General features: G+C 70.3%; 28 protein-coding genes. 19 read left to right on the plus strand and 9 right to left on the minus strand.

Annotated elements, in window-relative coordinates:
* Nucleotides 1-5 precede the first annotated feature (5 nt).
* Both tal and tkt read right to left on the minus strand, forming a co-directional pair.
* On the minus strand, nucleotides 6-1,124 hold the full coding sequence (gene tal, locus CP983_RS32955; RefSeq protein WP_150503650.1) for a transaldolase: 1,119 nt from the start codon (nucleotides 1,122-1,124) through the stop codon (nucleotides 6-8).
* Between the two features lie 34 nt (nucleotides 1,125-1,158).
* The gene (gene tkt / locus CP983_RS32960) at nucleotides 1,159-3,246 is read right to left on the minus strand and encodes a transketolase (protein ID WP_125523992.1); all 2,088 of its coding nucleotides are present in this window, start codon (nucleotides 3,244-3,246) and stop codon (nucleotides 1,159-1,161) included.
* Nucleotides 3,247-3,621: 375 nt separating this feature from the next.
* On the opposite strand from tkt, the gene CP983_RS32970 reads away from it, so the two are divergent.
* The 3 genes from CP983_RS32970 (at nucleotide 3,622) to CP983_RS32980 (ending at nucleotide 6,174) form a co-directional block, all read left to right on the plus strand.
* Nucleotides 3,622-4,590, plus strand: a complete 969-nt coding sequence (locus CP983_RS32970; protein WP_250567882.1) for a heme o synthase — start codon at nucleotides 3,622-3,624, stop codon at nucleotides 4,588-4,590.
* A 58-nt stretch (nucleotides 4,591-4,648) separates the two neighbouring features.
* Complete coding sequence (locus tag CP983_RS32975; protein ID WP_030949910.1) at nucleotides 4,649-4,969, plus strand: hypothetical protein; 321 nt, start codon at nucleotides 4,649-4,651, stop codon at nucleotides 4,967-4,969.
* Between the two features lie 98 nt (nucleotides 4,970-5,067).
* On the plus strand, nucleotides 5,068-6,174 hold the full coding sequence (locus CP983_RS32980; RefSeq protein WP_107907188.1) for an amidohydrolase family protein: 1,107 nt from the start codon (nucleotides 5,068-5,070) through the stop codon (nucleotides 6,172-6,174).
* Nucleotides 6,175-6,186: 12 nt separating this feature from the next.
* On the opposite strand, the gene CP983_RS32985 is transcribed toward CP983_RS32980, so the two are convergent.
* From CP983_RS32985 to CP983_RS33000, 4 genes are all read right to left on the minus strand, one after another.
* Nucleotides 6,187-7,179, minus strand: a complete 993-nt coding sequence (locus CP983_RS32985) for a COX15/CtaA family protein (RefSeq protein ID WP_229914983.1) — start codon at nucleotides 7,177-7,179, stop codon at nucleotides 6,187-6,189.
* Nucleotides 7,180-7,253: 74 nt separating this feature from the next.
* Nucleotides 7,254-7,970 carry an ABC transporter permease gene (locus CP983_RS32990; RefSeq protein ID WP_150507021.1) on the minus strand — a complete coding sequence of 239 codons (717 nt, stop codon included), beginning with the start codon at nucleotides 7,968-7,970 and terminating at the stop codon, nucleotides 7,254-7,256.
* 62 nt (nucleotides 7,971-8,032) lie between these two features.
* Nucleotides 8,033-8,956 (minus strand): ABC transporter ATP-binding protein, encoded by a 924-nt coding sequence (locus CP983_RS32995; protein WP_107907189.1) that lies wholly within the window; start codon nucleotides 8,954-8,956, stop codon nucleotides 8,033-8,035.
* Between the two features lie 69 nt (nucleotides 8,957-9,025).
* Nucleotides 9,026-9,823, minus strand: coding sequence for an AAC(3) family N-acetyltransferase (locus tag CP983_RS33000; RefSeq protein WP_125523990.1), 798 nt, complete (start codon nucleotides 9,821-9,823; stop codon nucleotides 9,026-9,028).
* Nucleotides 9,824-9,984: 161 nt separating this feature from the next.
* Here CP983_RS33000 and CP983_RS33005 point away from each other — a divergent pair, with 161 nt between their 5' ends.
* From CP983_RS33005 to CP983_RS33040, 8 genes are all read left to right on the plus strand, one after another.
* On the plus strand, nucleotides 9,985-10,737 hold the full coding sequence (locus CP983_RS33005) for a helix-turn-helix transcriptional regulator (RefSeq protein ID WP_107907191.1): 753 nt from the start codon (nucleotides 9,985-9,987) through the stop codon (nucleotides 10,735-10,737).
* A complete protein-coding gene (gene sufB, locus CP983_RS33010) occupies nucleotides 10,734-12,155 on the plus strand; it encodes a Fe-S cluster assembly protein SufB (RefSeq protein WP_150503652.1) in 1,422 nt (473 codons plus the stop codon). Before CP983_RS33005 ends, sufB begins: the two co-directional genes overlap by 4 nt.
* A gap of 86 nt (nucleotides 12,156-12,241) precedes the next feature.
* Nucleotides 12,242-13,426 carry a Fe-S cluster assembly protein SufD gene (sufD, locus tag CP983_RS33015; RefSeq protein WP_107907193.1) on the plus strand — a complete coding sequence of 395 codons (1,185 nt, stop codon included), beginning with the start codon at nucleotides 12,242-12,244 and terminating at the stop codon, nucleotides 13,424-13,426.
* Nucleotides 13,423-13,755, plus strand: coding sequence for a bifunctional 3-phenylpropionate/cinnamic acid dioxygenase ferredoxin subunit (locus CP983_RS33020; protein WP_125523988.1), 333 nt, complete (start codon nucleotides 13,423-13,425; stop codon nucleotides 13,753-13,755). Before sufD ends, CP983_RS33020 begins: the two co-directional genes overlap by 4 nt.
* A gap of 7 nt (nucleotides 13,756-13,762) precedes the next feature.
* Nucleotides 13,763-14,527 carry a Fe-S cluster assembly ATPase SufC gene (gene sufC / locus CP983_RS33025; RefSeq protein ID WP_107907195.1) on the plus strand — a complete coding sequence of 255 codons (765 nt, stop codon included), beginning with the start codon at nucleotides 13,763-13,765 and terminating at the stop codon, nucleotides 14,525-14,527.
* Complete coding sequence (locus CP983_RS33030) at nucleotides 14,524-15,780, plus strand: cysteine desulfurase (RefSeq protein ID WP_107907196.1); 1,257 nt, start codon at nucleotides 14,524-14,526, stop codon at nucleotides 15,778-15,780. Before sufC ends, CP983_RS33030 begins: the two co-directional genes overlap by 4 nt.
* A gap of 16 nt (nucleotides 15,781-15,796) precedes the next feature.
* A complete protein-coding gene (gene sufU / locus CP983_RS33035) occupies nucleotides 15,797-16,264 on the plus strand; it encodes a Fe-S cluster assembly sulfur transfer protein SufU (RefSeq protein WP_030948984.1) in 468 nt (155 codons plus the stop codon).
* On the plus strand, nucleotides 16,261-16,593 hold the full coding sequence (locus tag CP983_RS33040; protein WP_028809645.1) for a metal-sulfur cluster assembly factor: 333 nt from the start codon (nucleotides 16,261-16,263) through the stop codon (nucleotides 16,591-16,593). Before sufU ends, CP983_RS33040 begins: the two co-directional genes overlap by 4 nt.
* Before the next feature lie 99 nt (nucleotides 16,594-16,692).
* Here CP983_RS33040 and CP983_RS33045 read toward each other — a convergent pair whose 3' ends face one another.
* Together CP983_RS33045 and CP983_RS33050 are read right to left on the minus strand one after the other, a co-directional pair.
* Nucleotides 16,693-17,520, minus strand: a complete 828-nt coding sequence (locus CP983_RS33045) for an AbfB domain-containing protein (RefSeq protein ID WP_150503654.1) — start codon at nucleotides 17,518-17,520, stop codon at nucleotides 16,693-16,695.
* A 189-nt stretch (nucleotides 17,521-17,709) separates the two neighbouring features.
* Entirely contained in the window at nucleotides 17,710-18,561 is an 852-nt protein-coding gene (locus tag CP983_RS33050; RefSeq protein WP_150503656.1) for a LysR family transcriptional regulator, read from the minus strand.
* An 82-nt stretch (nucleotides 18,562-18,643) separates the two neighbouring features.
* Here CP983_RS33050 and CP983_RS33055 point away from each other — a divergent pair, with 82 nt between their 5' ends.
* Both CP983_RS33055 and CP983_RS33060 read left to right on the plus strand, forming a co-directional pair.
* Entirely contained in the window at nucleotides 18,644-19,585 is a 942-nt protein-coding gene (locus tag CP983_RS33055; protein ID WP_229914972.1) for an MBL fold metallo-hydrolase, read from the plus strand.
* Between the two features lie 154 nt (nucleotides 19,586-19,739).
* On the plus strand, nucleotides 19,740-20,618 hold the full coding sequence (locus CP983_RS33060) for an endo alpha-1,4 polygalactosaminidase (RefSeq protein WP_150503658.1): 879 nt from the start codon (nucleotides 19,740-19,742) through the stop codon (nucleotides 20,616-20,618).
* A 4-nt stretch (nucleotides 20,619-20,622) separates the two neighbouring features.
* Here the strand turns inward: CP983_RS33060 and CP983_RS33065 are convergent, their stop codons facing one another.
* Nucleotides 20,623-21,030, minus strand: a complete 408-nt coding sequence (locus tag CP983_RS33065) for a RidA family protein (protein WP_107907200.1) — start codon at nucleotides 21,028-21,030, stop codon at nucleotides 20,623-20,625.
* 131 nt (nucleotides 21,031-21,161) lie between these two features.
* On the opposite strand from CP983_RS33065, the gene CP983_RS33070 reads away from it, so the two are divergent.
* The 6 genes from CP983_RS33070 to dapD all read left to right on the plus strand — a co-directional run bounded on the left by CP983_RS33070 (nucleotide 21,162) and on the right by dapD (nucleotide 25,398).
* Nucleotides 21,162-21,551, plus strand: a complete 390-nt coding sequence (locus CP983_RS33070; RefSeq protein WP_150503660.1) for a winged helix-turn-helix transcriptional regulator — start codon at nucleotides 21,162-21,164, stop codon at nucleotides 21,549-21,551.
* 76 nt (nucleotides 21,552-21,627) lie between these two features.
* A complete protein-coding gene (locus CP983_RS33075) occupies nucleotides 21,628-21,948 on the plus strand; it encodes a DMT family transporter (protein ID WP_030958368.1) in 321 nt (106 codons plus the stop codon).
* Complete coding sequence (locus CP983_RS33080) at nucleotides 21,948-22,484, plus strand: TetR/AcrR family transcriptional regulator (RefSeq protein WP_150503662.1); 537 nt, start codon at nucleotides 21,948-21,950, stop codon at nucleotides 22,482-22,484. The genes CP983_RS33075 and CP983_RS33080 overlap by 1 nt, the downstream gene beginning before the upstream one ends.
* Nucleotides 22,485-22,617: 133 nt before the next feature.
* A complete protein-coding gene (locus tag CP983_RS33085; RefSeq protein WP_150503664.1) occupies nucleotides 22,618-23,211 on the plus strand; it encodes an RNA polymerase sigma factor in 594 nt (197 codons plus the stop codon).
* A gap of 11 nt (nucleotides 23,212-23,222) precedes the next feature.
* Nucleotides 23,223-24,179 carry a CU044_5270 family protein gene (locus CP983_RS33090; RefSeq protein ID WP_229914984.1) on the plus strand — a complete coding sequence of 319 codons (957 nt, stop codon included), beginning with the start codon at nucleotides 23,223-23,225 and terminating at the stop codon, nucleotides 24,177-24,179.
* A 229-nt stretch (nucleotides 24,180-24,408) separates the two neighbouring features.
* Nucleotides 24,409-25,398, plus strand: a complete 990-nt coding sequence (gene dapD, locus CP983_RS33095) for a 2,3,4,5-tetrahydropyridine-2,6-dicarboxylate N-succinyltransferase (RefSeq protein ID WP_150503668.1) — start codon at nucleotides 24,409-24,411, stop codon at nucleotides 25,396-25,398.
* Nucleotides 25,399-25,529 lie beyond the last annotated feature (131 nt).

The following is a 25,529-nucleotide window of genomic DNA, read 5'->3' on the forward strand; positions in this document are numbered from 1 at the left end:
AGGGATCAGCCCTCCGAGGGGGCGAGGCGCTCCAGCTCCGCCTCGGTCGACTTGAGCAGGTCGTTCCAGGACGCCTCGAACTTCTCGACGCCCTCGTCCTCCAGCAGCTGCACCACGTCGTCGTACGAGATGCCGAGGCGCTCGACGGCGTCCAGGTCCGCGCGGGCCTGCTCGTAGGTGCCGGCGACGGTGTTGCCGGTGATCTCGCCCTTCTCCTCCGTGGCCTGGAGGGTGGCCTCGGGCATGGTGTTGACCGTGTTCGGGGCGACCAGGTCGTCGACGTACAGGGTCGGCTTGTAGGCCGGGTCCTTCACGCCGGTCGAGGCCCACAGCGGACGCTGCTTGTTGGCGCCCGCGTTCTCCAGCGCGCTCCAGCGGTCCGAGGAGAAGACCTCCTCGTACGCCTGGTAGGCGAGCCGGGCATTGGCGACGGCGGCCTTGCCGCGCGCGGCCTTGGCCTCGTCGGTGCCGAGCGCGTCGAGGCGCTTGTCGATCTCGGTGTCCACACGGGACACGAAGAAGGACGCCACCGAACGGATGAGCGACAGGTCCAGTCCGCGCTCCTTGGCCTTCTCCAGACCGGCCAGGTAGGCGTCCATGACCTCGCGGTAGCGCTCCAGTGAGAAGATCAGCGTGACGTTGACGCTGATGCCGAGGCCGACGACCTCGGTGATCGCCGGGAGACCCGCCCTGGTGGCCGGGATCTTGATCAGGGTGTTGGGACGGTCGACCAGCCAGGCCAGCTGCTTGGCCTCGGCGACGGTCGCGCGGGTGTTGTGCGCGAGCCGCGGGTCGACCTCGATGGAGACCCGGCCGTCCTGGCCGCCGGTGGCGTCGAAGACCGGGCGCAGGATGTCGGCGGCGTCGCGGACGTCCGCCGTGGTGATCATGCGGATGGCCTCTTCGACGGTGACCTTGCGGGCGGCGAGGTCGGCGACCTGCTGCTCGTAGCCGTCACCGCCGCTGATCGCCTTCTGGAAGATCGACGGGTTCGTCGTGACACCCACGACGTGCTGCTGGTCGATCAGCTCGGCGAGGTTGCCGGACGTGATGCGCTGGCGCGACAGGTCGTCCAGCCAGATCGCGACGCCTTCCTCGGAGAGGCGCTTGAGTGCGTCTGTCATGGAAAATCAAACTCCTACGTCTCGTATATGAGCGTCAGCGCTGGGCCGCGGCGAGGGATTCCCGCGCGACGGCCGCCACGTTCTCGGCAGTGAAGCCGTACTCCCGGAAAAGGACCTTGCCGTCGGCCGAAGCACCGAAGTGCTCCAGGGAAACGATGCGACCCGCGTCCCCGACGTACTTGTGCCAGGTCAGACCGATACCGGCCTCGACCGCCACCCGCGCCTTGACGGCCGGCGGCAGAACGCTGTCCCGGTACCCCTGGTCCTGCTCCTCGAACCACTCCACCGAGGGCATGGACACGACCCGCGTCGGCACGCCGTCGGCCTGGAGCCGCTCGCGCGCCTCCACGGCCACGTGCACCTCGGAGCCGGTCGCGATGAGGACGACCTGCGGCTCGCCGCCGTCGGCCTCGAACATCACGTAACCACCGCGCACGGTGTCCTCGTTGGCCTCGTACGTGGGCACGCCCTGACGGGTCAGCGCGAGCCCGTGCGGGGCACCCTTGCCGAACTCCTTCGTGTAGCGCTTGAGGATCTCGCGCCAGGCGATCGCGGTCTCGTTGGCGTCCGCGGGGCGGACCACGTTGAGACCGGGGATGGCGCGCAGCGACGCCAGGTGCTCGATCGGCTGGTGGGTGGGGCCGTCCTCACCCAGACCGATGGAGTCGTGCGTCCAGACGTACGTCACCGGCAGGTGCATCAGCGCCGACAGCCGGACGGCGTTGCGCATGTAGTCGGAGAAGACGAGGAACGTACCGCCGTAGACACGGGTGTTGCCGTGCAGGGTGATGCCGTTCATCTCCGCGGCCATGGAGTGCTCGCGGATGCCGAAGTGGATCGTGCGGCCGTACGGGTCCGCCTCCGGCAGCGGGTTGTCCGCCGGCAGGAACGACGACGTCTTGTCGATCGTCGTGTTGTTGGAGCCCGCCAGGTCGGCCGAGCCGCCCCACAGCTCCGGAATGACCGCGCCGAGCGCCTGGAGCACCTTGCCGGACGCGGCGCGGGTGGCGACGCCCTTGCCGGGCTCGAAGACCGGGAGCTTCTCCTCCCAGCCGGTGGGTAGCTCGCCCTTGCTGATGCGGTCGAACTCCGCGGCGCGCTCGGGGTTGTTGTCCCGCCACAGCTGGAAGGACTTCTCCCACTCGGCCTTCGCCTCGGCGCCCCGCTCCAGTGCCTTGCGGGTGTGGCCGATGACCTCGTCGGTCACCTCGAAGGACTGCTCCGGGTCGAAGCCGAGGACGCGCTTGGTGGCCGCGACCTCGTCGTCGCCGAGCGCCGAGCCGTGGGCGGCCTCGGTGTTCTGCGCGTTCGGGGCGGGCCAGGCGATGATCGAGCGCATCGCGATGAAGGACGGCTTGTCCGTCACCTGCTTCGCGGCCTCGATCGCGTCGTAGATGGCGTTCGGGTCGAGGTCGCCGTCCGGCTTCGGGGCGATCCGCTGCACATGCCAGCCGTACGCCTCGTACCGCTTGCAGACGTCCTCGGAGACGGCCGTCTCGGTGTCGCCCTCGATCGAGATGTGGTTGTCGTCCCACAGCAGGACCAGGTTGCCGAGCTGCTGGTGCCCGGCCAGCGAGGACGCCTCGCCGGAGATGCCCTCCTGGAGGCAGCCGTCACCGGCGATGGCGAAGACGAAGTGGTCGAAGGGGGAGGTGCCCGGGGCGGCCTCCGGGTCGAACAGACCGCGCTCGTAGCGGGCGGCCATCGCCATGCCGACGGCGTTGGCGACGCCCTGGCCCAGCGGTCCGGTCGTCGTCTCGACGCCCGTGGTGTGGCCGTACTCCGGGTGGCCCGGGGTCTTCGAACCCCACGTCCTGAAGGCCTTCAGGTCGTCCAGCTCCAGACCGAAGCCGGCCAGGTAAAGCTGGGTGTAGAGGGTCAGGGACGAGTGGCCTGCGGACAGCACGAAGCGGTCGCGACCGACCCACTCGGCGTCCGCGGGGTCGTGCCGCATCACCTTCTGGAAGAGGGTGTAGGCGGCGGGGGCCAGGCTCATCGCCGTACCCGGATGGCCGTTTCCGACCTTCTGTACGGCGTCGGCGGCCAGGACGCGGGCGGTGTCGACAGCCCGCTGGTCCAGCTCGGTCCACTCGAGGTCTGTGGTGGTCGGCTTGGTGCTCACCCTGGGTCAGGGCTCCTCTCCACATGTCGGTTGCCGGTGTCACGGGCACACGGCCCACCGGCTGCCGGCGTACTCGGCGTCGGCCGGCCGTTGTCGAGCCTACCCCCGGAAGTACGTGCGTTTTTTCGACTCATTCCAGACTGCCGGGAGTCGCCGGGATGTGCCTCCCGACTGGGACGTTCCGCATTCGGCAAGTGAATACGGAGCCGCTCATCCGGGTGCTCAATCGAGCTTCGGCGCGCCCGTCGGACGCCCCCCTGGACCACCCCCTCCAACACGACCCCACCCCCGCGAATGTCCGGGTCTGGGCAACGTCTACAGTGGCGTGGTACGCGCGAGCCTTTACCGGGACTTCACACGGGGAGGCTTGCTGGGATGTCTCTGTCAGGGGTGTGCGTGACGGCCGTTGAATCCCGTCCAGCGGGGATTATCGGGACGAGCCAGAGCCCGAGCCGGCGGCCGATCGGGGCCCGGGTCAAGGGGTTCGTGGCGCTTACCAAGCCGCGGATCATCGAGCTGCTGCTCATCACCACGGTTCCGGTGATGTTCCTGGCCGAGCAGGGGGTGCCCGACCTCGGTCTGGTGCTGCTCACCTGCATCGGCGGCTACCTCTCCGCGGGTGGCGCCAACGCGCTGAACATGTACATCGACCGTGACATCGACGCGCTCATGGACCGCACGTCGCAGCGGCCGCTGGTGACCGGGATGGTCAGCCCGCGCGAGTGCCTGGCCTTCGGCATCACCCTCGCGGTCGTCTCCACCCTGCTGTTCGGCCTCACCGTCAACTGGCTGAGCGCCTGGCTGTCCCTCGGCGCACTCCTCTTCTACGTCGTCGTCTACACGATGATCCTCAAGCGGCGTACGTCGCAGAACATCGTGTGGGGCGGCATCGCGGGCTGCATGCCGGTCCTGATCGGCTGGTCCGCGGTCACGAACTCGCTGTCCTGGGCCCCGCTCATCCTCTTCATGGTGATCTTCTTCTGGACGCCGCCGCACTACTGGCCGCTGTCCATGAAGGTGAAGGACGACTACGCGCGCGTGGGCGTGCCCATGCTCCCGGTCATCGCCTCCAACAAGGTCGTCGCCAAGCAGATCGTCATCTACAGCTGGGTGATGGTGGCGGTCTCCCTGCTGCTGACCCCGCTCGGCTACACGGGCTGGTTCTACACCGTGGTCGCGCTGGGCGCGGGCGGCTGGTGGCTGTGGGAGGCGCACGCCCTCCAGAACCGCGCGAAGGCGGAGGTGACGGGCGGCAAGCTCAAGGAGATGCGGCTGTTCCACTGGTCGATCACCTATGTCTCGCTGCTGTTCGTCGCGGTCGCGGTGGATCCCTTCCTGCGCTGACGCACGTCACAGTGCCCCGCCCTCGCCAGCTGATCTACTCGTGAGTAGCATCCTGGCCATGGCAGACACGCAGCAGGTTGACCAGAAGGCCGAGCGCAGGGTGGCCAAGCTGGCCAAGCAGATCAACTCCTTCGCGAAGTCCCACGGCGGCGCCGAGGGGCAGGTGGCCTACATCGGCGAGCGGGGTGCCCGGATCGTGCTCGTGGGCGAGGACGGCGGCTGGGGAGACCTGGTGGCGCCGTCGTACGAGATCGCCGAGAAGGCGGTGGAGAAGTCCGGCATCACCCGCCACGAGTCCTTCGACGGCGAGTTCGCGGCGAAGGTGACGACCGGCCCGTACGAGTGGAAGAGGATGGCGGGCATCCAGATCGGCGGCTGAGTCCCGCCTTTTCCTGAGCAGCCCTCCCCTTTCGCAACACCAACTCACCGGTTCACCCGTTAGGACGTGTAAGAAGCGTCCACCCACGGGGAGCCCGGATGATCGAGACGCCGTCCCTCGTGGACCAGTACTGCCACGGCGTACTGCGCACGGAGCTGGGCCTTGGCACCTTCGAGGCCCAGCTGGCCCGCACCGAGGGCCCGCCCGCGCCCGGCACCACCCTCTTCGACACCCAGACGGGTTTCGCCGTACGACGCTGGTGCCCGCCTCTGCTGGGCCTGGAACCGCACTGCCCGCCCGCCCGCTATCTGGCCCGGCGTCGTGAACTCGGCGTACTGGAGGCGGGCCGGCGGCTGCTGCGGGGCAGCGGCATCACCACGTACCTGGTCGACACCGGACTGCCCGGCGATCTCACCGGCCCGCCCGAGATGGCGTCGGCCGGCTCCGCCCGGGCCCACGAGATCGTGCGCCTGGAGCTCCTCGCCGAACAGGTCGCCGACACCTCCGGCACCGTCGAGTCCTTCCTCGCCAACCTCGCGGAGTCGGTGCACGGCGCGGCTGTGAACGCCGTGGCCTTCACCTCGGTCGCGGGAGTACGGCACGGCCTCGCGCTCGCACCCGAACCGCCGGGCCCGGGGGAGGTGCGCGGCGCGGCGGGGCGCTGGCTCACGGCCCGCAGGGTCGGCGGCGAGCTGAGCGATCCCGTGCTGCTGCGGCACCTGCTGTGGATCGCCGTCGCCTCGGGGCTGCCGCTCCAACTGCACGCGGGGCTGGGCGAGCCGGGCCTGCGCATCGACCGCACCGACCCGGTGCTGCTCACGGACTTCGTCCGTGCCACCGCCGGCCTCGGCACCGACCTGGTGCTGCTGCACGGCTACCCGTACCACCGGCACGCCGCCCATCTGGCCGGCGTCTTCCCGCACGTCTACGCCGACTCCGGCGCCGCCCTCATCCGCACCGGCGCCCGCGCGGCCACGATCCTCGCCGAGATCCTGGAGCTCGCCCCCTTCGGCAAGATCCTCTTCTCCAGCGGCGCCCAGGGCCTGCCCGAACTGCACGTGGTGGGCGCCCGGCTCTTCCGCGAGGCCCTCGCCAGGGTGCTCGGCGGCTGGGTCGCCGAGGGCGCGTGGTCGCTCGCGGACGCCCAGCGGGTCGCGGGGATGGTCGCGGCGGCCAACGCCAGGCGGGTGTACGGGCTGGACTGAGCGTACGGACGGCTACGCGCGCGTGCCGACCGCGGCCTCGGCGGCCGGCTCGGGGATTCCGATCTCGTCGAGCGGCCGTTCCCGCAGGGCGAGCAGCACACGGAGCGTGGCGATCCAGACCAGGGCCGAGCCGAACATGTGCAGGCCGACCAGCAGCTCGGGCAGGTCGGTGAAGTACTGGACGTAGCCGATGACGCCCTGTGCGAGCAGGATCAGGAAGAGGTCGCGGGTGCGGTTCAGGGGGCCCTTCGGGGCGTCGACCGCCTTGAGGACGAACCAGAGCGCGAAGGTCAGGGTGACCACGATCCACGCCAGCACGGCGTGCAGCTTGGTGACGTTCTCCCAGTCGAGCGGCATCCGCTCGACCTCGCTGGAGTCGCCCGCGTGCGGGCCGGCGCCGGTGACCACGGTGCCGACCAGGATCAGCAGCACCGAGGCCGTGACCAGGACCCACACCAGCTGCTGCACGGCCTTGCCCACCAGAGGACGCGGAGTGCTGTCGCCCTCCCGGGTGCGCTGCCACATCACCGTGGCGACGGCGATGAGCGCGGACGTCGCCACGAAGTGGGCCGCGACCGTGTACGGGTTGAGGCCGACCAGGACGACGATGCCGCCGAGCACGGCGTTGCTCATCACGATCCAGAACTGCGCCCACCCCAGGCGGGTCAGGTCCCGCCGGTACGGCTTCGTGGCGCGCGCGGCGATGATCGCCCAGCCGACCGCGGCGCACAGCACGTACGTCAGCATGCGGTTGCCGAACTCGATGGCGCCGTGCAGGCCCATCTCGCTGGTGGCGGTGAGCGAGTCGTCGGTGCACTTGGGCCAGGTCGGGCAGCCGAGCCCGGACCCGGTCAGGCGTACCGCGCCGCCGGTGACCACGATGAGCACCGACATCACGAGCGCGGCGAGGGCCGCCCGTTGGACCGTCCGCGGAGCGGGGGTCCAGCGTGCGGCGATGAAGGCGAGCGGGTTGCGCACTGCCGCTACGGCGTCGGCGCGGGTCACGTTTGGCACGGGCCCTATCGTAGGCGGCCGCTTGTGCACGCTTTCACGAGGGTCCGCCCTGGCTTCGTGGAGCCCTACTCCCAGCGGAAGAACCTGCCGGCCGCGGCCAGGCCCACGACCGCCCAGATGGCCAGGATCCCCAGGTCGCCCCATGGCATCCCGGCCCCGTGCTGGAGCACGTCCCGCAGCCCGTCGGAGAGCGCGGAGATGGGCAGCAGCCCGAGGACGTCCTGGGCGGCGGCCGGGAACTTGTCCAGCGGCACGATCACCCCGCCCCCGACGAGCAGCAGCAGGAACACCAGGTTGGCGGCGGCCAGGGTGGCCTCGGCCTTCAGCGTGCCGGCCATCAGCAGGCCGAGCCCCGAGAAGGCCGCGGTGCCCAGCACCAGCAGGAGCAGGACGGCCAGCGGGTTGCCCTGCGGCGACCAGCCGAGCGCGAAGGCGATCACCGTCAGCAGGACGATCTGGAGTACCTCGGTGACCAGCACCGACACCGTCTTCGCCGTCATCAGGCCCCAGCGCGGCAGCGGTGAGGAGGCCAGCCGCTTCAGCACGCCGTAGCGCCGCTCGAAGCCCGTGGCGATGGCCTGTCCCGTGAACGCCGTCGACATCACGGCGAGCGCCAGGATGCCGGGGGCGAGGAAGTCGACGGCCTCGCCGGCGCCGGTGTCCACGATGTCCACCGAGCCGAAGAGGACCAGCAGCAGGGTGGGGATCACCACCGTCAGCAGCAGCTGCTCGCCGTTGCGCAGCAGCATCTTCGTCTCCAGGACCGCCTGCGCCCCGATCATGCGGGGGAGCGGGGCGGCGCCCGGCCTCGGGGTGTACGTACCCGAACCTGTACCGACGACGGTCACGCGCGCAGCTCCTTACCGGTGAGCTCCAAGAAGACGTCCTCCAGGGTGTGCCGCTCGACCGAGATACGGTCCGGCATCACCCCGTGCTGTGCGCACCACGACGTCACCGTCGCGAGCAGTTGCGGGTCGACCTTGCCGACGACTCGGTACGAGCCCGGCGTCAGCTCCGCCGCCGTGCAGTCCGCGGGCAGCGCCTTGAGCAGGGACCCCACGTCCAGGCCGGGGCGGCCGGTGAAGCGGAGGGTGTTCTCGGCGCCGCCGCGGCACAGGTCCTCGGGGGAGCCGTGGGCGATGACCCGGCCGGCGTCGATGATCGCGACGTCGTCGGCGAGCTGCTCGGCCTCGTCCATGTAGTGCGTCGTGAGGATCACGGAGACGCCGTCCGCGCGCAGGTCCCGGATCAGGTCCCAGGTGGCCCGGCGGGCCTGCGGGTCGAGACCGGCGGTCGGCTCGTCCAGGAACACCAGCTCCGGGCGCCCGACGACGGCCATGGCGAGCGCGAGCCGCTGCTGCTGGCCGCCGGACAGCCGGCGGTAGGAGGTCCGGCCGCAGCTGCCGAGACCGAGCCGCTCGATGAGGGCGTCCACGTCCAGGGGCGCCGCGTGCAGCTTGGCGACATGGCGGAGCATCTCGTCGGCCCGCGCGCCCGAGTAGACGCCGCCGGACTGGAGCATCACGCCGATCCGGGGCCGCAGCGCCGCGGACTGTCTCACCGGGTCGAGCCCCAGGACCCGTACCGTGCCGGAGTCCGGTCTGCGGTATCCCTCGCAGGTCTCGACGGTCGTGGTCTTGCCCGCGCCATTGGGTCCGAGTACGGCGGTGACACCGGCCCGGGCCACCAGGTCGAGGCCGTTAACCGCGGTTTTGTCGCCGTAGCGCTTCACCAGGGCCTGGACCTGGAGCACGGGCTCAGTTCGCATGGCTCCAGAGTCTAGGTAGGCCGCGGGTCCCCCGGACGGCCGGGTTCACATCTCCTCGTACGACCCTCCTCATATCTCCTCCGCGCGCGGCCGGTGGATGCCCAGCCACCGCTGTGCGTACGCCACCGCGTCGGCCACGGGGAACAGCCGTACGTCGGCCGCGCCCGCCTTCCCGCGCACCACGGGACGGTCCCGCTCGAAGTCGTGACCGAGCTCGTCGAACCGGTCCGAGGTGATCGACACCTCGGTGACCACCTCCCAGCCCGTGGGCCCCGGCCGCCCCACCTTCACCAGCGGTGACGGGATCCGGTACTCGGCCAGGTGGAAGCTCGTACAGGTGTCGTAGCCGGCGCCGAGCAGCAGCACGCGCGCGTGCAGCGCCTCCAGCCGGGCCAGCGGGCTGCGCTCGCCGAGCCGGCAGTCGAGTGCGTGGCCCCCGACTATCTCGGCGGCGCGCGGGCCGAGAGCCGCGAAGGACGTCTGCGGATGCGCGCTGCGCAGGGCGCCCGGCCAGGTCCGCACGGTCTCCGGGACGACGCCGACCCCGCGCGTGGGCGTCACGGCCGGGTCGTACGGGGGCATCGTCACCCGAATGGGCTCCCACCACTCCTCGGGAACGGGCGGGTTGCTCCACACCGCCGGATCCGAGAGGTCGCCGGTCTGGGTGGGCACCACCAGCGTGCCCTCGGGACCGAGGACGTCGAGCAGTGCCTGGACCACCGCGACGGGGCCTCCGCAGACCCATCCGAGGGAGCTGAGCGAGGAGTGCGCGAGCAGCGTCTCACCGGAATGGACGCCGATCTCGCGCAACTGTGCGGCGAGGGTGTCCCGAGTGACAAGAGGGCCGGTCGGAGGGGGTGTGGGCATGCTTCCGGAGTGTTCCGGAAGGGGCCTCGCGGCGCCACTGGTTTGATCGATCAAAGATCGTTTCCGCAGGTCAGATTAGGTATGCCTAAGTGACGTAGCGCACCGTCGAGGGGAGCGGACGCGGCTTGCCTGGCTTTGAGGAATTACGCAACAATGGCGTTGTGAAAAACGTCGGCGAGGCTCGGGAGACCCCCATGGGGGCCCCTCAGGAGGAGCTCGCGACCGGGGAGCGTTCGACACGCAACCGGGTCGCGCGGTCCATCCTGGACCACGGCCCGTCGACCGTCGCCGAGCTGGCCGGCCGGCTGGGTCTCACCCAGGCCGCCGTACGCAGGCATCTGGACGCGCTGGTCGCCGATGACGTCGTGGAGCCCCGGGAACAGCGGGTGTACGGCACGCGTACGCGCGGCCGTCCCGCCAAGGTCTTCGCGCTCACCGACTGCGGCCGGGACGCCTTCGACCAGTCCTACGACAAGCTCGCCGCCGACGCCCTGAAGTGGATCGCCGAGCGCGAGGGCGGGAGCGACGCGGTCGCCGCGTTCGCCCGCGCCCGGATCGCAGCCCAGGCGAGCGCCTACCGCAAGGCGATCGAGGCCGTCAGCCCTGATGAGCGGACCGAAGCCCTGGCCAAGGCCTTGAGCGTCGACGGGTACGCTGCTACGGCGCGCAGCGCACCCCTCCCTCAAAAAGGCGAGCAGCTCTGCCAGCACCACTGCCCGGTCGCCCATGTCGCGGAGCAGTTCCCGCAGCTGTGCGAGGCGGAGACGGAGATCTTCGCCGAGCTGCTCGGAACGCACGTCCAGAGACTGGCGACGATCGCGCACGGCGACGGCGTCTGCACGACGTTCATCCCCAAGATTTCCCAGAACACCGATAACGCATCTGCAAGCACGGCCGGGAGGAACCCCGCATGACTCTCCCCACGGAGACCGCCCACCCCGAGCTCGAGGGCCTGGGCAAGTACGAATACGGCTGGGCCGACTCCGACACGGCCGGCGCCTCTGCCAAGCGCGGCATCAACGAGGACGTCGTCCGGGACATCTCCGCGAAGAAGTCCGAGCCGGAGTGGATGACCAAGCTTCGTCTCAAGGGTCTGCGCCTGTTCGACAAGAAGCCCATGCCGAACTGGGGCTCTGACCTCTCCGGCATCGACTTCGACAACATCAAGTACTTCGTGCGCTCCACGGAGAAGCAGGCGGAGTCCTGGGAGGACCTGCCCGAGGACATCAAGAACACGTACGACAAGCTCGGCATCCCCGAGGCGGAGAAGCAGCGCCTCGTGGCCGGTGTCGCGGCCCAGTACGAGTCCGAGGTCGTCTACCACCAGATCCGCGAGGACCTGGAGGAGCAGGGCGTCATCTTCCTGGACACCGACACCGCCCTGAAGGAGCACCCGGAGCTCTTCAAGGAGTACTTCGGGACCGTCATCCCGGTCGGTGACAACAAGTTCGCCTCCCTGAACACCGCCGTGTGGTCGGGCGGCTCCTTCATCTACGTGCCGAAGGGCGTGCACGTGGAGATCCCGCTCCAGGCCTACTTCCGGATCAACACCGAGAACATGGGCCAGTTCGAGCGGACGCTGATCATCGTCGACGAGGACGCCTACGTCCACTACGTCGAGGGTTGTACGGCCCCGATCTACAAGTCGGACTCCCTGCACTCCGCGGTCGTCGAGATCATCGTGAAGAAGGGCGCCCGCTGCCGCTACACGACCATCCAGAACTGGTCGAACAACGTCTACAACCTGGTCACCAAGCGCGCCGTCGCCTACGAGGGCGCGACCATGGAGTGGGTCGACGGCAACATCGGCTCCAAGGTGACCATGAAGTACCCGGCCGTCTACCTGATGGGCGAGCACGCCAAGGGCGAGACCCTGTCCATCGCCTTCGCGGGCGAGGGCCAGCACCAGGACGCCGGCGCCAAGATGGTCCACATGGCCCCGAACACCTCGTCCAACATCGTGTCGAAGTCCGTGGCGCGTGGCGGTGGCCGTACCTCCTACCGCGGTCTGATCGAGATCGGCGAGGGCGCCCCGGGTGCGAAGTCCAACGTGCTCTGTGACGCTCTGCTCGTCGACACGATCTCCCGCTCGGACACCTACCCGTACGTCGACGTCCGCGAGGACGACGTCTCCATGGGCCACGAGGCGACCGTCTCCAAGGTCTCCGAGGACCAGCTCTTCTACCTGATGAGCCGCGGTCTCTCCGAGGACGAGGCGATGGCGATGATCGTGCGCGGCTTCGTCGAGCCGATCGCCAAGGAGCTGCCGATGGAGTACGCCCTCGAGCTCAACCGGCTGATCGAGCTGCAGATGGAAGGTGCGGTCGGCTAAGGCCCACCACCGAAGCAGCAGGCGGCCCGCCTCTCCGGGGCGGGCCGAAGATCGCAGAACGCAGGAAAGAGAGCAGACCGACAGCCATGGCTGAGGCCCAAAACATCCCGGTGGGCTCCACCACCGCCGGCTCGATCGCGGTGGCCGCCGAGTCGACCGTCGCCACACGCATGAGCGCGCCCCCGTCCTTCGACGTGGCCGACTTCCCGGTACCGCACGGCCGCGAGGAGGAGTGGCGGTTCACCCCGCTGGAGCGCCTGCGTGGGCTGCACGACGGCACCGCCGTCGCCACCGGCGAGGGCGTGAAGGTCGACGTCCAGGCCCCCGAGGGCGTCACCGTCGAGACCGTCGGCCGCGACGACGCCCGGCTCGGCAAGGCCGGCACCCCGGTGGACCGCGTCGCCGCCCAGGCGTACTCGGCCTTCGAGAAGGCCGGCGTGGTCACCGTCCCCAAGGAGACGGTGCTCACCGAGCCGATCCGCATCGCCGTGCACGGCGAGGGCGGCACCCGCTTCGGCCACCAGGTCATCGAGCTGGGCGCCTTCGCCGAGGCCGTCGTCGTCATCGACCACACCGGTGACGCGGTCCTCGCCACCAACGTCGACTACATCCTCGGTGACGGCGCCAAGCTGACCGTCGTCTCCGTCCAGGACTGGGACGACAAGGCCGTGCACGTGGCCCAGCACAACGCCCTCGTCGGCCGCGACGCCTCCTTCAAGTCCGTGGTCGTCACCTTCGGCGGCGACGTCGTCCGGCTGCACCCGCGCGTCTCCTACGCCGGCACCGGCGGCGAGGCCGAGCTGTTCGGCCTGTACTTCACCGACGCCGGCCAGCACCAGGAGCACCGCCTCCTGGTCGACCACAACACCCCGCACTGCAAGTCGAACGTCGTCTACAAGGGCGCGCTCCAGGGCGACAACGCGCACGCGGTGTGGATCGGCGACGTGCTGATCGAGGCCAAGGCCGAGGGCACCGACACCTACGAGATGAACCGCAACCTGGTTCTGACCGACGGCGCCCGCGTCGACTCCGTGCCGAACCTGGAGATCGAGACCGGTGAGATCGTCGGCGCCGGCCACGCCTCCGCGACCGGCCGCTTCGACGACGAGCAGCTCTTCTACCTGATGGCCCGCGGCATCCCGGAGCACGAGGCCCGCCGCCTCGTCGTCCGTGGCTTCTTCGCCGAGCTGGTCCAGCAGATCGGTGTCGCGGACATCGAGGAGCGCCTCATCGCCAAGATCGAAGAGGAGCTGGAGGCGTCGGTCGCATGACCACCTTCGTACGCGCGTGCGCACTGAGCGAGCTGGAGGAGGACACCCCGAAACGGGTGGAACTCGACGGCACGCCGGTGTCTCTCGTGCACACCGAGGGCGAGGTCTTCGCGATCCACGACATCTGCTCGCACGCGAACGTCTCGCTCTCCGAGGGCGAGGTGGAGGACTGCCAGATCGAGTGCTGGCTGCACGGCTCCGCGTTCGACCTGCGCACCGGTAAGCCGTCCGGCCTCCCCGCGACGCGCCCCGTCCCCGTTTACCCCGTAAAGATCGAAGGGGGCAGCGTCCTTGTCGACGTCCACGCCTCCCTCACCCAGGAGTCCTGAGGCACCCATGGCAACGCTTGAAATCCGAGACCTGCACGTCACCGTCGAGGCCGACAACGCCACGAAGGAGATCCTCAAGGGCGTCGACCTCACCGTGAAGCAGGGCGAGACGCACGCCATCATGGGCCCCAACGGCTCCGGCAAGTCGACCCTCGCCTACTCGCTCGCGGGTCACCCGAAGTACACCGTCACCGGCGGCTCCGTCACCCTCGACGGCGAGGACGTCCTTGAGATGTCCGTCGACGAGCGCGCCCGCGCCGGCCTGTTCCTGGCGATGCAGTACCCGGTCGAGGTCCCCGGCGTCTCGGTCTCCAACTTCCTGCGCACCTCCGCCACCGCCATCCGCGGCGAGGCCCCCAAGCTGCGTACCTGGGTGAAGGAGGTCAAGGAGGCGATGGCCCGCCTCAACATGGACCCGTCCTTCGCCGAGCGCAACGTCAACGAGGGCTTCTCCGGCGGTGAGAAGAAGCGCCACGAGATCCTTCAGCTGGAGCTGCTCAAGCCGAAGGTCGCGATCCTCGACGAGACCGACTCCGGTCTGGACGTCGACGCCCTGCGCGTCGTCTCCGAGGGCGTGAACCGGGTCCGTGAGACCGGCGAGGTCGGCACCCTGCTGATCACCCACTACACGCGCATCCTGCGCTACATCAAGCCCGACCACGTGCACGTGTTCGCGAACGGCCGTATCGCCGAGTCCGGTGGCGCCGAGCTCGCGGACCAGCTCGAGGCCGAGGGCTACGACAAGTACGTGAAGGGTGGCGCATCCGCGTGACACAGCTGCCGGGCCTCCTCGACACCGAGGCGCTCCGCAAGGACTTCCCGATCCTGGACCGCGTCGTCCACGACGGCAAGAAGCTTGTGTACCTGGACAACGCGGCGACCTCCCAGACGCCGCGCCAGGTCCTCGACGTGCTCTCCGAGTACTACGAGCAGCACAACGCCAACGTCCACCGTGGCGTGCACGTCCTCGCCGAGGAGGCCACGGCGCTGTACGAGGGCGCGCGCGACAAGGTCGCGGAGTTCATCAACGCGCCCTCGCGCAACGAGGTGATCTTCACCAAGAACGCCTCCGAGTCGCTGAACCTCGTGGCCAACATGCTCGGCTGGGCCGACGAGCCCTACCGGGTGGACCACGAGACCGAGATCGTCATCACGGAGATGGAGCACCACTCCAACATCGTGCCGTGGCAGCTGCTCGCGCAGCGCACGGGCGCGAAGCTGAAGTGGTTCGGCCTCACCGACGACGGCCGTCTCGACCTGTCCAACATCGACGAGATCATCACGGAGAAGACGAAGATCGTCTCCTTCGTGCTGGTGTCGAACATCCTGGGCACCCTCAACCCGGTCGAGGCGATAGTGCGCCGTGCGCAGGAGGTCGGTGCGCTGGTCTGCATCGACGCCTCGCAGGCCGCGCCGCACATGCCGCTGGACGTGCAGTCGCTGCAGGCCGACTTCGTGGCCTTCACCGGCCACAAGATGTGCGGCCCGACCGGCATCGGCGTGCTCTGGGGCCGCCAGGAGCTTCTTGAGGACCTGCCTCCGTTCCTCGGCGGCGGCGAGATGATCGAGACCGTGTCGATGCACTCGTCGACCTACGCTCCGGCCCCGCACAAGTTCGAGGCGGGCACGCCCCCGATCTCCCAGGCGATCGGCCTCGGCGCGGCGATCGACTACCTCAACTCGATCGGCATGGACAAGATCCTCGCCCATGAGCACGCCCTCACCGAGTACGCGGTGAAGCGGCTCGCGGAGGTCCCCGACCTCAGGATCATCGGCCCCACCACGGCCGAGGACCGCGGCGCCGCGATCTCCTTCACCCTCGGCGACATCCACCCGCACGACGTGGGCCAGGTCCTCGACGAGCAGGGCATCGCCGTCCGGGTCGGTCACCACTGCGCCCGTCCGGTGTGCCTGCGGTACGGAATTCCTGCGACCACGCGAGCGTCGTTCTATCTGTACTCCACGCCGGCCGAGATCGACGCTCTGGTGGACGGCCTGGAGCACGTCCGGAACTTCTTCGGCTGACGGGACGAGCGATCGCATGAAGCTGGATTCGATGTACCAGGAAGTCATCCTGGACCACTACAAGAACCCGCACGGGCGGGGCTTGCGGGATGGCGACGCCGAGGTGCACCACGTCAACCCGACGTGCGGCGATGAGATCACCCTGCGCGTGAAGTACGACGGCACGAAGATCGAGGACGTCTCGTACGAGGGCCAGGGCTGTTCCATCAGCCAGGCGAGCGCGTCCGTACTGAACGAACTCCTCGTCGGCAAGAACCTCTCCGACGCGCAGAAGATCCAGGAGACCTTCCTGGAGCTGATGCAGTCCAAGGGGAAGATCGAGCCGGACGACGCGATGGAGGACGTGCTGGAGGACGCGGTGGCGTTCGCCGGCGTCTCCAAGTACCCGGCCCGGGTGAAGTGCGCCCTCCTCAGCTGGATGGCGTGGAAGGACGCGACGGCCCAGGCCCTGGGCGGAGCCGACGCCGAAAGGAAGACGGCATGAGCGAGACCGTTGAGATGAAGCCGGCCTCGGAGGAAGAGGTCCGCGAGGCGCTGTACGACGTCGTTGACCCCGAGCTGGGTATCGACGTCGTCAACCTCGGCCTGATCTACGGCATCCACATCGACGACGCGAACATCGCGACCCTCGACATGACCCTGACGTCGGCGGCCTGCCCGCTGACGGACGTCATCGAGGACCAGGCCAAGTCCGCCACGGACGGCCTCGTCAGCGAGCTCCGGATCAACTGGGTCTGGATGCCGCCGTGGGGCCCGGACAAGATCACGGACGACGGCCGCGAGCAGCTTCGGGCGCTCGGGTTCAACGTCTGAGATTCCCCGTTCACGCGGAAGCGGCGGCACCTGCCTGGTGCCGCCGCTTTCTTGTGCCCGGGCCGCCCTGGCCGACCGGGCCACGAGCGCCGACCCGGCTCAGGCCAGCCCGTCCACCACGCGGAACGACGAGTCCGCCAGGTACAGGGAGCTGTGTTCGTAGCGTTCGAGGCGGACCACGAAGTTCTTGTGGCGCAGGAAGTAGCCCGGGTAGTTCACCGACTCCAGCATGGTCGCGCCGGAGGCATAGGCCGATCCGCGCGGGCAGAACGTGGCGTCCTGGGTGAACAGGGCGGAGCCGTCGTTACGTTCGGCGCGCAGGACGAAGTTGCGGTGGCGCAGGTACTGGCCGTCGCGGGTGGCGAAGGAGTAGCAGGAGCTGTCGGCCAGGCCCTTGACCTGCTTGAACGTGGAGTCCTCGCGGGACTCGGAGCCGCGGACCTGGTCGAGGCCCACCCGGCCGTCGCTCATGTGCCAGTAGCGGTCGGGGTAGTTGACCGAGCGTACGGAGCGCCATGTGGTGGTGGCAGGGGGCTTCGGGGCCTTCGTCGGTGAACCGGCCCCGCCGGAAGGGGACTTGGAAGGCGCCGGCTCGGGTTTGGAGGCGTTCTGCTCATGGGGCGCCTCGGGCGTCGGTTTCTCCTTCGACAGTCCGCTCTTGCCCGACGGGGGAGCGGTCCCCGAGGGCGTGGCGAAGGAGATCAGGCCGGGGACCGTCGAGTCCGCCGCGGGAGTCGAGGCCGCGGCCGAGTCACCGTCGGAGTCCCTCTCCGATATGGCTATTGCCGTGACGCAGGCGATGATCGTCGCCATCGCCATCCCGCCCGCGAGCCACAGACGGCGCGTTCCCGGTGCCCGTGAGGTGTCCGGGGCCCAGCCGTCCTCCCAGGGTCGGCCCTGGGACGGCCGGGACTTGTTTTCAGGCATGCGGTGTTCCTCCAACGGCGTCACGAGACGACAACCGCGGCTGCGAAGGACCGGTATGTGAACGGTGAAACACTAGTGGACCCAGTGGTTCGGGAGCAGCTGTTTGGAACGGCCCGTATCCACATCGATCTCTCCGCGCGAACCGGAGTGAATCAGCGTCAACCGGCTTTCCCCGGCGGCCACTTGCCGTCAGGCGCGGTACGCGGCCGTCGCGATCCCGACCAGTGATCCGATCAGCGGGTTCCTGTCGCCCTCCTGCCACACCGCCAGCACACGGCTCGGCGCCATGTCGACGACCGGGACCACGGCCAGCTCCTCGGGCATCTCGTGCCCGAGCGGCGTCATCCCGACCGTGCCGTTCCACAACACGGCCTGTACGCACTCCTGGACGCCGCGCACCACGGGACCCTCGCGGCGCTCACCGCCGTTCCAGTACGCCTGCCAGAGCGGGTCGGTCCCCGCCGGGAACCGGAACCAGCGCCGGCCGGCCAGGTCGGACAGCGTCAGCCGGTCGCGGCGCGCCAGCGGATCGTCGGCGCGCAGGACCGCGCCCACCGGGTCGGCGCGCAACTCGTGCACCGTCAGCCCCGTCTCGTCGAACGGCCCACGGGTCAGGGCGACATCGACGAGACCGGCGCGCAGCCCGCAGGTCGGATCCGTCAGGTCGGTCTCGCGGACACGGACCTCCACACCGGGGTGGCGTCCCCGGTAGGCGTCGGCCAGCCGCCGCGCGCCCCGGTCGGTGCTGTCGCCGAGGAAGCCGACGGTGAGGGTGGTGGCGCCGGCCGCCGTCGCCACCCGTACCCGCACCCGGTCGGCCTGGTCGAGCAGGGCACGCGCCTCGTCCAGCAGCGCCGCCCCGGCCGCGGTGAGGGTGACGCCCGCGGGCGAGCGGTGCAGCAGGGTGGCGCCGACGTCGGACTCCAGCTGTCTGATCGCCCGGCTCAGCGGCGGCTGGCTCATGTGCAGACGGGCGGCGGCCCGGCCGAAGTGGAGTTCCTCGGCGACGGCCACGAAATAGCGCAGGGTGCGCAGCTCCATGAACAGCGACGATACCCGTACGGTATCGAGCCCACCGTAAGGGTCTTGGACGGCCGGGGGACCTCGGCGGTGGACTCGGGGCATGGCTGACGATCCGATGCCCGAAGAGACCCCGCTGCCCGATGTGCCCTTGACCCACGGGGCCCTGCCCGACCCCGCCGTGCACACGGCGGGTGCCGAGGAGATCGCCCCCGATCTGCTGCTGATCCCCGACCGAGGGGTCCCGCTGGTGCCCAACATCGGTGTCATCGGCGGCACCCGGGCCGTGCTCGTCGTCGAGACCGGCATCGGCACCGCCAACGCCGAGCAGGTCCTCGCGTTCGCCACCGAGTTCGCGAAGGGTCGCCGCCTGTACCTGACCACCACCCACTTTCACCCCGAACACGCCTTCGGCGCCCATGTCTTCGCCGACGAGGCCACCTACCTGGTCAACCGCGCCCAGGCCGACGACCTCGGAACCAAGGGCGCGGGCTACCTGGAGATGTTCCGCGGCTTCGGCGGGGACATCGCCCGCCGTCTCGAAGGCGTCCGCCCGCCCACCCCCGACGTGGTCCACGACGGCGGTCACGAACTGGACCTCGGCGACCGGATCGTCCGGCTGCGGGCCACCGGGCGGGGTCACACGAAGGGCGACCAGGTCGTCGAAGTGCCGGACGCCGGGGTGCTGTTCACCGGGGACCTGGCCGAGACCGGGCAGTTCGCCATCTTCCCGTGGTTCCCGCCGTACGACACGGACGTCTCCGGCGTGCGCTGGCTGGCGGTGATGGACCGGCTGGTCGCCGACCGGGCCCGGGTGGTGGTCCCCGGACACGGCGACGTCGGCGGTCCGGAGGCGCTCACCGGCGTCCGGGACTATCTGCGGGAGCTGCGCGACGAGACCTGGCGGCGACGGGACTCCGCGATGGGCGAGGACGAGATCGCCGCCGAGGTCGCGGCGCTGCTGATCGAGCGGCATCCGGAGTGGGCCGGGCGGGAGTGGATCGAGCGGGGCGTGGGGTGCCTGTGCGCCGAGCACACCGGATGAGCCCGGCGCGCGGACTGCCGCTCGGCCGGCGGCATCGAGGGGGAGAGTGTGTGCGGGTCGCCGTAGGGGCGGGCGGGTGCGAAGCCGGGCCCCGGAGCAGGGCATCATGGCCGGGCAGCACCGTAGTTCACGCACCGACAGGAGCCCCCGGATCATGGTCCACCGCGTCCCCCGTGCCCTTCGCCGAGCGTCGGCGGTCGCGGCCCTGTGCGGTGCGCTCGCCCTCGGCGGCTGCACGGCGTCCGACGGCGAGGACGGCGCCGCCCCGGACCGCACCACCGCACCCTCGACCACGGGCCCGGGCGGCAGGGCGAAGGTGGAACTGCCCGAGCCGGGCATCGGCTTCGACTACCAGATCGGCGGCGCCTACCCGCCGCCCGGCGGCGTGGAAGCGGTCTCCCGCGACCGTACGGCGAAGCCCGCGCCGGACGTGTACAACGTCTGCTACGTCAACGCCTTCCAGGCCCAGCCGGACGCTGCGGACTGGTGGGAGGAGCACGCCCCCGACCTGGTGCTGCGCGACGACGACGGCACGCCGGTCGTGGACCGGGACTGGGACGAGATCCTGCTGGACACCTCCACCGCCGCCAAGCGCGAACAGCTCGCCGGGATCGTGGGGGAGTGGATCGACGGCTGCGCGGACGCCGGCTACCAGGCCGTCGAGGCGGACAACCTCGACTCCAACGAGCGGTCCGACGGGCTGCTGACCGCCGACGACAACGTGGCCTTCGGGAAGCTGCTCGCCGCCCGCGCCCACGCCGCGGGCCTCGCGCTCGGCCAGAAGAACGCGGCTTCCCTCGCAACGCAGGGCCGCGAGGTCGGCTTCGACTTCGCGGTCGCCGAGGAGTGTGGCCAGTACGACGAGTGCGGCGAGTACGCGGACGCCTACGACGACCGGGTCTTCGTCATCGAGTACCGCGCCGACGGCCTGGCCGCCGCCTGCGCGCAGTGGGGCGACCGGCTCTCGGTGGTGCTGCGCGACCTCGACGTCGTACCGCAGGGGGCGGCCGGCTACCGCCGCCGCACCTGCTGACCGGTCAGTCGAGTACGGCCGTGGCCTCGACCTCGACCAGGTGCTCCGGCACGTCGAGGGCGGCGACCCCCAGCAGCGTGGCCGGCGGCACGGGGGCAACCCCCAACTTGGCGGCGGCCCGGGTGATGCCCTCCATGAGCAGGGGCATCTTGTCGGGGGTCCAGTCCACGACGTGGACGTTCAGCTTCGCCACGTCCTCGAAGGTGGCGCCGGCCGCGGCCAGGGCGGTGGCGACGTTGAGGTAGCACTGCTCGACCTGGGCGGCGAGGTCGTCCGTCCCGACGGTGACACCGTCCGCGTCCCAGGCGACCTGCCCGGCGACGAAGACCAGCTTCGAGCCGCCGGCGATCGCCACCTGACGGTAGGCGTCGACCTCCACGAGTCCGGCCGGGTTCATCAGGGTGATGGCCATGCTGTCCGCTCCTTGCGCTCCGAGCCCGAGCCGCGTGCCACGGGCTCCGTAGTCACTTGTGGTTACTCAGAAACCGTAGGAGAGTGAACGCTGACATGGAAGAACGCACTTTTCGGTGACTGGGGAACCTCATGGGTACCAAGCAGCTCGGCGGCTCGGTCGACCAGGCGGACGTGACGCGGGCGGACTCGTTGGCCCGGGAGATCTTCACGGACATCGCCAACAAATGGGCGCTGCTGATCATCGAGGCGATCGGGGACAGCACCCTGCGCTTCAGCGAGCTGCGTGACGAGGTCGACGGCATCAGCCACAAGATGCTCACCCAGAACCTGCGCATGCTGGAGCGCAACGGCCTGATCGAGCGGACCGTGCACCCCACGGTGCCGCCGCGCGTCGAGTACACCCTCACCGAACCGGGCCGGGCCCTGCGGGTGACCATCGACGGCATGTGCGACTGGACCCACCGCTACATCGGGCACATCGAGCAGGCCCGCGACAACTTCCAGGCGCGCAAGCAGTAGCGGGGGGTCACGAGGCCGTTTCACGCGCAGGACGGTTTGTGTACGACCGTACGCATCGTTGTGTACGCTTGTACATATGGGATACCTGCTGCTCGCCGGAGCCATAGCGGCCGAGGTGGCCGCCACTACCGCGATGAAATACAGCGAAGGCTTCAGCCGGCTGCTGCCCTCGCTGCTGACCGCCCTCGGTTACCTGCTCTCCTTCACACTGCTCGCCCAGACGCTGAAGACCGTCTCGGTGGGCACCGCCTACGCGATCTGGGCCGGCGTCGGCACCGCCGCCATCGCCACCATCGGCATCCTGTTCATGGGCGAGGGGATGACGGCCACCAAGGCCGCCGGCATCGCGCTGATCATCGTCGGCGTGGTCGTGCTGAACCTGGGCGGTGCGCACTGATGGCCCGGCGCTACGACCCCGAGCGGCAGCAGCGGATCATCGACGCCGCGATCCGGGTCGTGGGCGAGAAGGGCATCGCCGGGCTGAGCCACCGCACCGTCGCCGCCGAGGCGGACGTGCCGCTCGGCTCGACGACGTACCACTTCAAGACCCTCGACGACCTGCTGGTCGCCGCGCTGCGCCAGGCGAACGAGGGCTTCGCCAAGGTCATCGCCTCGCGCGGCGGCCTGGAGGACCCGGAGACCGACCTCGCCGGCGAACTCGCCGGCTGGATGGGCGAGTGGCTCGCGGGCGACCGCACGGGCGTGGAGCTGGAGTACGAGCTGTACCTCGCCGCGCTGCGCCGCCCCGCCCTGCGCCCGGTCGCCGCCGAGTGGGCCCACGACCTCGCCGACCGCCTGTCCCACCGCACCGACCCCGTCACCGCACGCGCGCTGGTGGCGCTGATGGACGGCATCTGCTTGCAGGTGCTGCTGACGGAGGCGACGTACGACGAGGAGTACGCGCGTGACGTGCTGCGCCGGATGATTCCCTGACCTGCGGTGCCTCGCCGCCCGCCCGGCTCGAAGTGCCCTGTGGGGCAAGGCTTCTGACCCGTCGTGAACTCTTTCCCGCCCCGCGGGGAACAGGGGGTGACACGCTCAGGACGACACGACAGGGGGAGGCCTTGTGAGCGGACCACCGCCGCAGGCGGAACGCGTGGCGAACGACGCCGACGTAGTGGCCGGATCGCTCGAACAGCCCGAGCTGTTCGCCCGGCTCTACGACCGCTACGCGCCCGACATCCACCGGTACGCGGCCCGGCGACTCGGGGAGACGGCGGCCGACGACATCACCGCCGACACCTTCCTGACCGCCTTCCGCATCCGCGCCCGCTACGACCGCACCCGCCCCAGCGCACGCCCCTGGCTCTACGGCATCGCCGCCAACCTCATCGGCAAACAGCGCCGCGCCGAGGTACGGGCACTGCGGGCGCTGGCCCGCACGGGGCACGACCCGGTCGCCGCTTCCTGGGTGGAGGACACCGACAGCCGCGTCGCCGCGCAGGGCCCGCTCGCCGACGCCCTCGCCTCGCTCTCGGCCGGCGACCGGCATGTGCTGCTCCTCGTGGCCTGGGCCGACCTCACCTACCAGGAGGTCGCCGAGGCACTGGACCTCCCGGTGGGGACGGTCCGCTCCCGGCTCAACAGGGCCCGGCGCAAGGTACGTACGGCGCTGGGCGCCGATCCGGCATTCGTGAGCGACACGGCGGAGGTGGCGTGAGGGTGGACGAGATGACCCAGGTGCGGGAACTGCGTGCCGATGCCCCCGTCGCCGACCGGGCGCGGCTGGCGCCGGGGCGGGCCCGGCTGGTCGAGACGGCACTGACGGCGAGGCGGAGCCGGGTGACATGGGGACGACGGAGCCCGCTGCTGATCGCCGCGGTCTTCGTCGCCGTGACAGCGGTCGTCATCACCGCGACGCTGCTGGCCGGCGGGCACCGGGCAGGACGCGAGGGCACGCCCGCCACGGCGCCGGGGCTCGATCTGAAGGGGATGAACGCGCGTGAGCTGCTGGAGTTCGCGGCACGGACGGTGGAGAAGCAGCCGCCGCTCGCCGAACCGCGCGCCGACCAGTGGATCTACACCGAGGAGACGCAGGAGGGCGCCGGCGCGGACTTCGAGCTGGAGACATGGCTCCGCTACGACGGTGCCGAGCTCGCCTCCTACTCCAGGCCCGGGGCGGATGACCCGGGCGAACTCGAGACGACCGAGCTGAACCTCGAACAGCTCGGCGACGAGTACGACGACCGGTCGCCCCGCGAGATGTACCGCTTCCTGGCCACCCTGCCGGCCGACGGCGAGGGCACGCTCGAGGCGCTGCGCGAGGAGAACGCCCTCGTCGACGACAAGAGCCTGACCCAACAGGGCAACGACTACACCGAGATCTCGGTCCTGCTCGACGCCTACGTCCAGCCCCCCAAGGGCCTGGCGGGCCTGTACCGCGCACTGGCCACGATGAAGGGCGCGGAGCTGGTGGACCACCTGGTCGAGGACGAGGCCGGCCAGTACGCCGTCGCCGTCAGGTTCCCCGAGCCCGGCCGCGAGGGCGAGAAGCACGCCGACGAGTGGCTGCTCGACCCCGTGACCTTCGAGGTCGTCGGCGAGCGGGCGATCGAGGACGGCGAAGTGGTCGGCGGCAACGCGTACGTGGTCAAGGCGGTGGTGAACGAGGCGGGCCGACGGCCCTGACACCGGACGTCGGGCAAGGCGCGGGCGCCGGGGGCTCCGCGAGCGGGAGGGGCCCCGGGGACCGGGACCCGGGACCCGGGACCCGGGGCCCGGATGAGCAGCCGACCGGCGTCTCCGAGAACGCGAAGGGTTCCCGGCGCCCGTATGAGCACCCGCCCGGCGGCCCGCACCCTGAGACGCCCCGTGCCCGAGTTAGCCCCGACGTGCCCCGGCCGGTTAGGTTGCCCTCATGACCGACACGACTGCTCCTCGCACCAGCGGCGCCGTGGCCGCCGGCCTCGCCACGATCGCCGCCGACGGCACTGTTCTCGACACCTGGTTCCCCGCGCCCGAGCTCGTGGCCGAGCCCGGCCCCTCCGGCAGCGAGCGGCTGTCCGCCGACCGTGCCGTCGAGCTGCTCGGCGAAGGCGCCGCGAAGGCGATCGGTCCGGACGCCCGCCGTGGCGTCGAGGTCGTCGCGGTCCGTACGGTCATCGCCTCGATCGACGAGAAGCCGATCGACGCCCACGACGTCTACCTGCGCCTGCACCTGCTCTCGCACCGCCTGGTCAAGCCGCACGGCGTGAACCTGGAGGGCCAGTTCGGCTTCCTCGCCAACGTGGCCTGGACCTCGCTCGGCCCGGTCGCCGTCGACGACCTGGAGAAGGTCCGGCTGAACGCGCGCGCCGAGGGCCTGCACCTCCAGGTGACGTCGGTCGACAAGTTCCCGCGCATGACGGACTACGTCGCGCCGAAGGGTGTCCGCATCGCCGACGCCGACCGGGTCCGCCTGGGCGCGCACCTCTCCGAGGGCACCACGGTCATGCACGAGGGCTTCGTCAACTTCAACGCCGGCACCCTCGGCACCTCCATGGTCGAGGGCCGTATCTCCGCGGGCGTCGTGGTCGGCAACGGCTCCGACATCGGCGGCGGCGCCTCGACGATGGGCACGCTGTCCGGCGGCGGCAACGTGATCATCTCCATCGGCGAGCGCTGCCTGGTCGGCGCCGAGGCGGGCGTCGGCATCGCGCTGGGCGACGAGTGCGTCGTCGAGGCGGGCCTGTACGTCACGGCCGGCACCCGCGTCACCATGCCCGACGGGCAGATCGTCAAGGCCCGCGAGCTGTCCGGCGCGTCCAACATCCTCTTCCGCCGCAACTCGGTCACCGGCACCGTCGAGGCCCGCCCGAACAACGCGGTCTGGGGCGGCCTGAACGAGATCCTGCACAGCCACAACTGACCGACCCCGACAGGCCGACAGCCGTCGGCCCCCGGTCATCGCCGAGCGCCCTCCCCCGACCGAACGCGGTCCGTGGGAGGGCGCTCGCGTGACCGGGGCGGCGCGCCACGCTCACGTACGGGTTACTCCTC

Source organism: Streptomyces chartreusis (assembly GCF_008704715.1).
Taxonomy (GTDB): Bacteria; Actinomycetota; Actinomycetes; order Streptomycetales; family Streptomycetaceae; genus Streptomyces; species Streptomyces chartreusis.

Bases quoted from the DNA above. Each gene is read 5' to 3' on its own strand.
- tal (WP_150503650.1), bottom strand. From the start codon at position 1,124: ATGACAGACGCACTCAAGCGCCTCTCCGAGGAAGGCGTCGCGATCTGG.
- CP983_RS32970 (WP_250567882.1), top strand. From the start codon at position 3,622: ATGTCTCTGTCAGGGGTGTGCGTGACGGCCGTTGAATCCCGTCCAGCG.
- CP983_RS32975 (WP_030949910.1), top strand. From the start codon at position 4,649: ATGGCAGACACGCAGCAGGTTGACCAGAAGGCCGAGCGCAGGGTGGCC.
- CP983_RS32980 (WP_107907188.1), top strand. From the start codon at position 5,068: ATGATCGAGACGCCGTCCCTCGTGGACCAGTACTGCCACGGCGTACTG.
- CP983_RS32990 (WP_150507021.1), bottom strand. From the start codon at position 7,970: ATGATCGGGGCGCAGGCGGTCCTGGAGACGAAGATGCTGCTGCGCAAC.
- CP983_RS32995 (WP_107907189.1), bottom strand. From the start codon at position 8,956: ATGCGAACTGAGCCCGTGCTCCAGGTCCAGGCCCTGGTGAAGCGCTAC.
- CP983_RS33000 (WP_125523990.1), bottom strand. From the start codon at position 9,823: ATGCCCACACCCCCTCCGACCGGCCCTCTTGTCACTCGGGACACCCTC.
- sufB (WP_150503652.1), top strand. From the start codon at position 10,734: ATGACTCTCCCCACGGAGACCGCCCACCCCGAGCTCGAGGGCCTGGGC.
- sufD (WP_107907193.1), top strand. From the start codon at position 12,242: ATGGCTGAGGCCCAAAACATCCCGGTGGGCTCCACCACCGCCGGCTCG.
- CP983_RS33020 (WP_125523988.1), top strand. From the start codon at position 13,423: ATGACCACCTTCGTACGCGCGTGCGCACTGAGCGAGCTGGAGGAGGAC.
- sufC (WP_107907195.1), top strand. From the start codon at position 13,763: ATGGCAACGCTTGAAATCCGAGACCTGCACGTCACCGTCGAGGCCGAC.
- sufU (WP_030948984.1), top strand. From the start codon at position 15,797: ATGAAGCTGGATTCGATGTACCAGGAAGTCATCCTGGACCACTACAAG.
- CP983_RS33040 (WP_028809645.1), top strand. From the start codon at position 16,261: ATGAGCGAGACCGTTGAGATGAAGCCGGCCTCGGAGGAAGAGGTCCGC.
- CP983_RS33045 (WP_150503654.1), bottom strand. From the start codon at position 17,520: ATGCCTGAAAACAAGTCCCGGCCGTCCCAGGGCCGACCCTGGGAGGAC.
- CP983_RS33050 (WP_150503656.1), bottom strand. From the start codon at position 18,561: ATGGAGCTGCGCACCCTGCGCTATTTCGTGGCCGTCGCCGAGGAACTC.
- CP983_RS33055 (WP_229914972.1), top strand. From the start codon at position 18,644: ATGGCTGACGATCCGATGCCCGAAGAGACCCCGCTGCCCGATGTGCCC.
- CP983_RS33060 (WP_150503658.1), top strand. From the start codon at position 19,740: ATGGTCCACCGCGTCCCCCGTGCCCTTCGCCGAGCGTCGGCGGTCGCG.
- CP983_RS33065 (WP_107907200.1), bottom strand. From the start codon at position 21,030: ATGGCCATCACCCTGATGAACCCGGCCGGACTCGTGGAGGTCGACGCC.
- CP983_RS33070 (WP_150503660.1), top strand. From the start codon at position 21,162: ATGGGTACCAAGCAGCTCGGCGGCTCGGTCGACCAGGCGGACGTGACG.
- CP983_RS33075 (WP_030958368.1), top strand. From the start codon at position 21,628: ATGGGATACCTGCTGCTCGCCGGAGCCATAGCGGCCGAGGTGGCCGCC.
- CP983_RS33080 (WP_150503662.1), top strand. From the start codon at position 21,948: ATGGCCCGGCGCTACGACCCCGAGCGGCAGCAGCGGATCATCGACGCC.
- CP983_RS33090 (WP_229914984.1), top strand. From the start codon at position 23,223: ATGACCCAGGTGCGGGAACTGCGTGCCGATGCCCCCGTCGCCGACCGG.
- dapD (WP_150503668.1), top strand. From the start codon at position 24,409: ATGACCGACACGACTGCTCCTCGCACCAGCGGCGCCGTGGCCGCCGGC.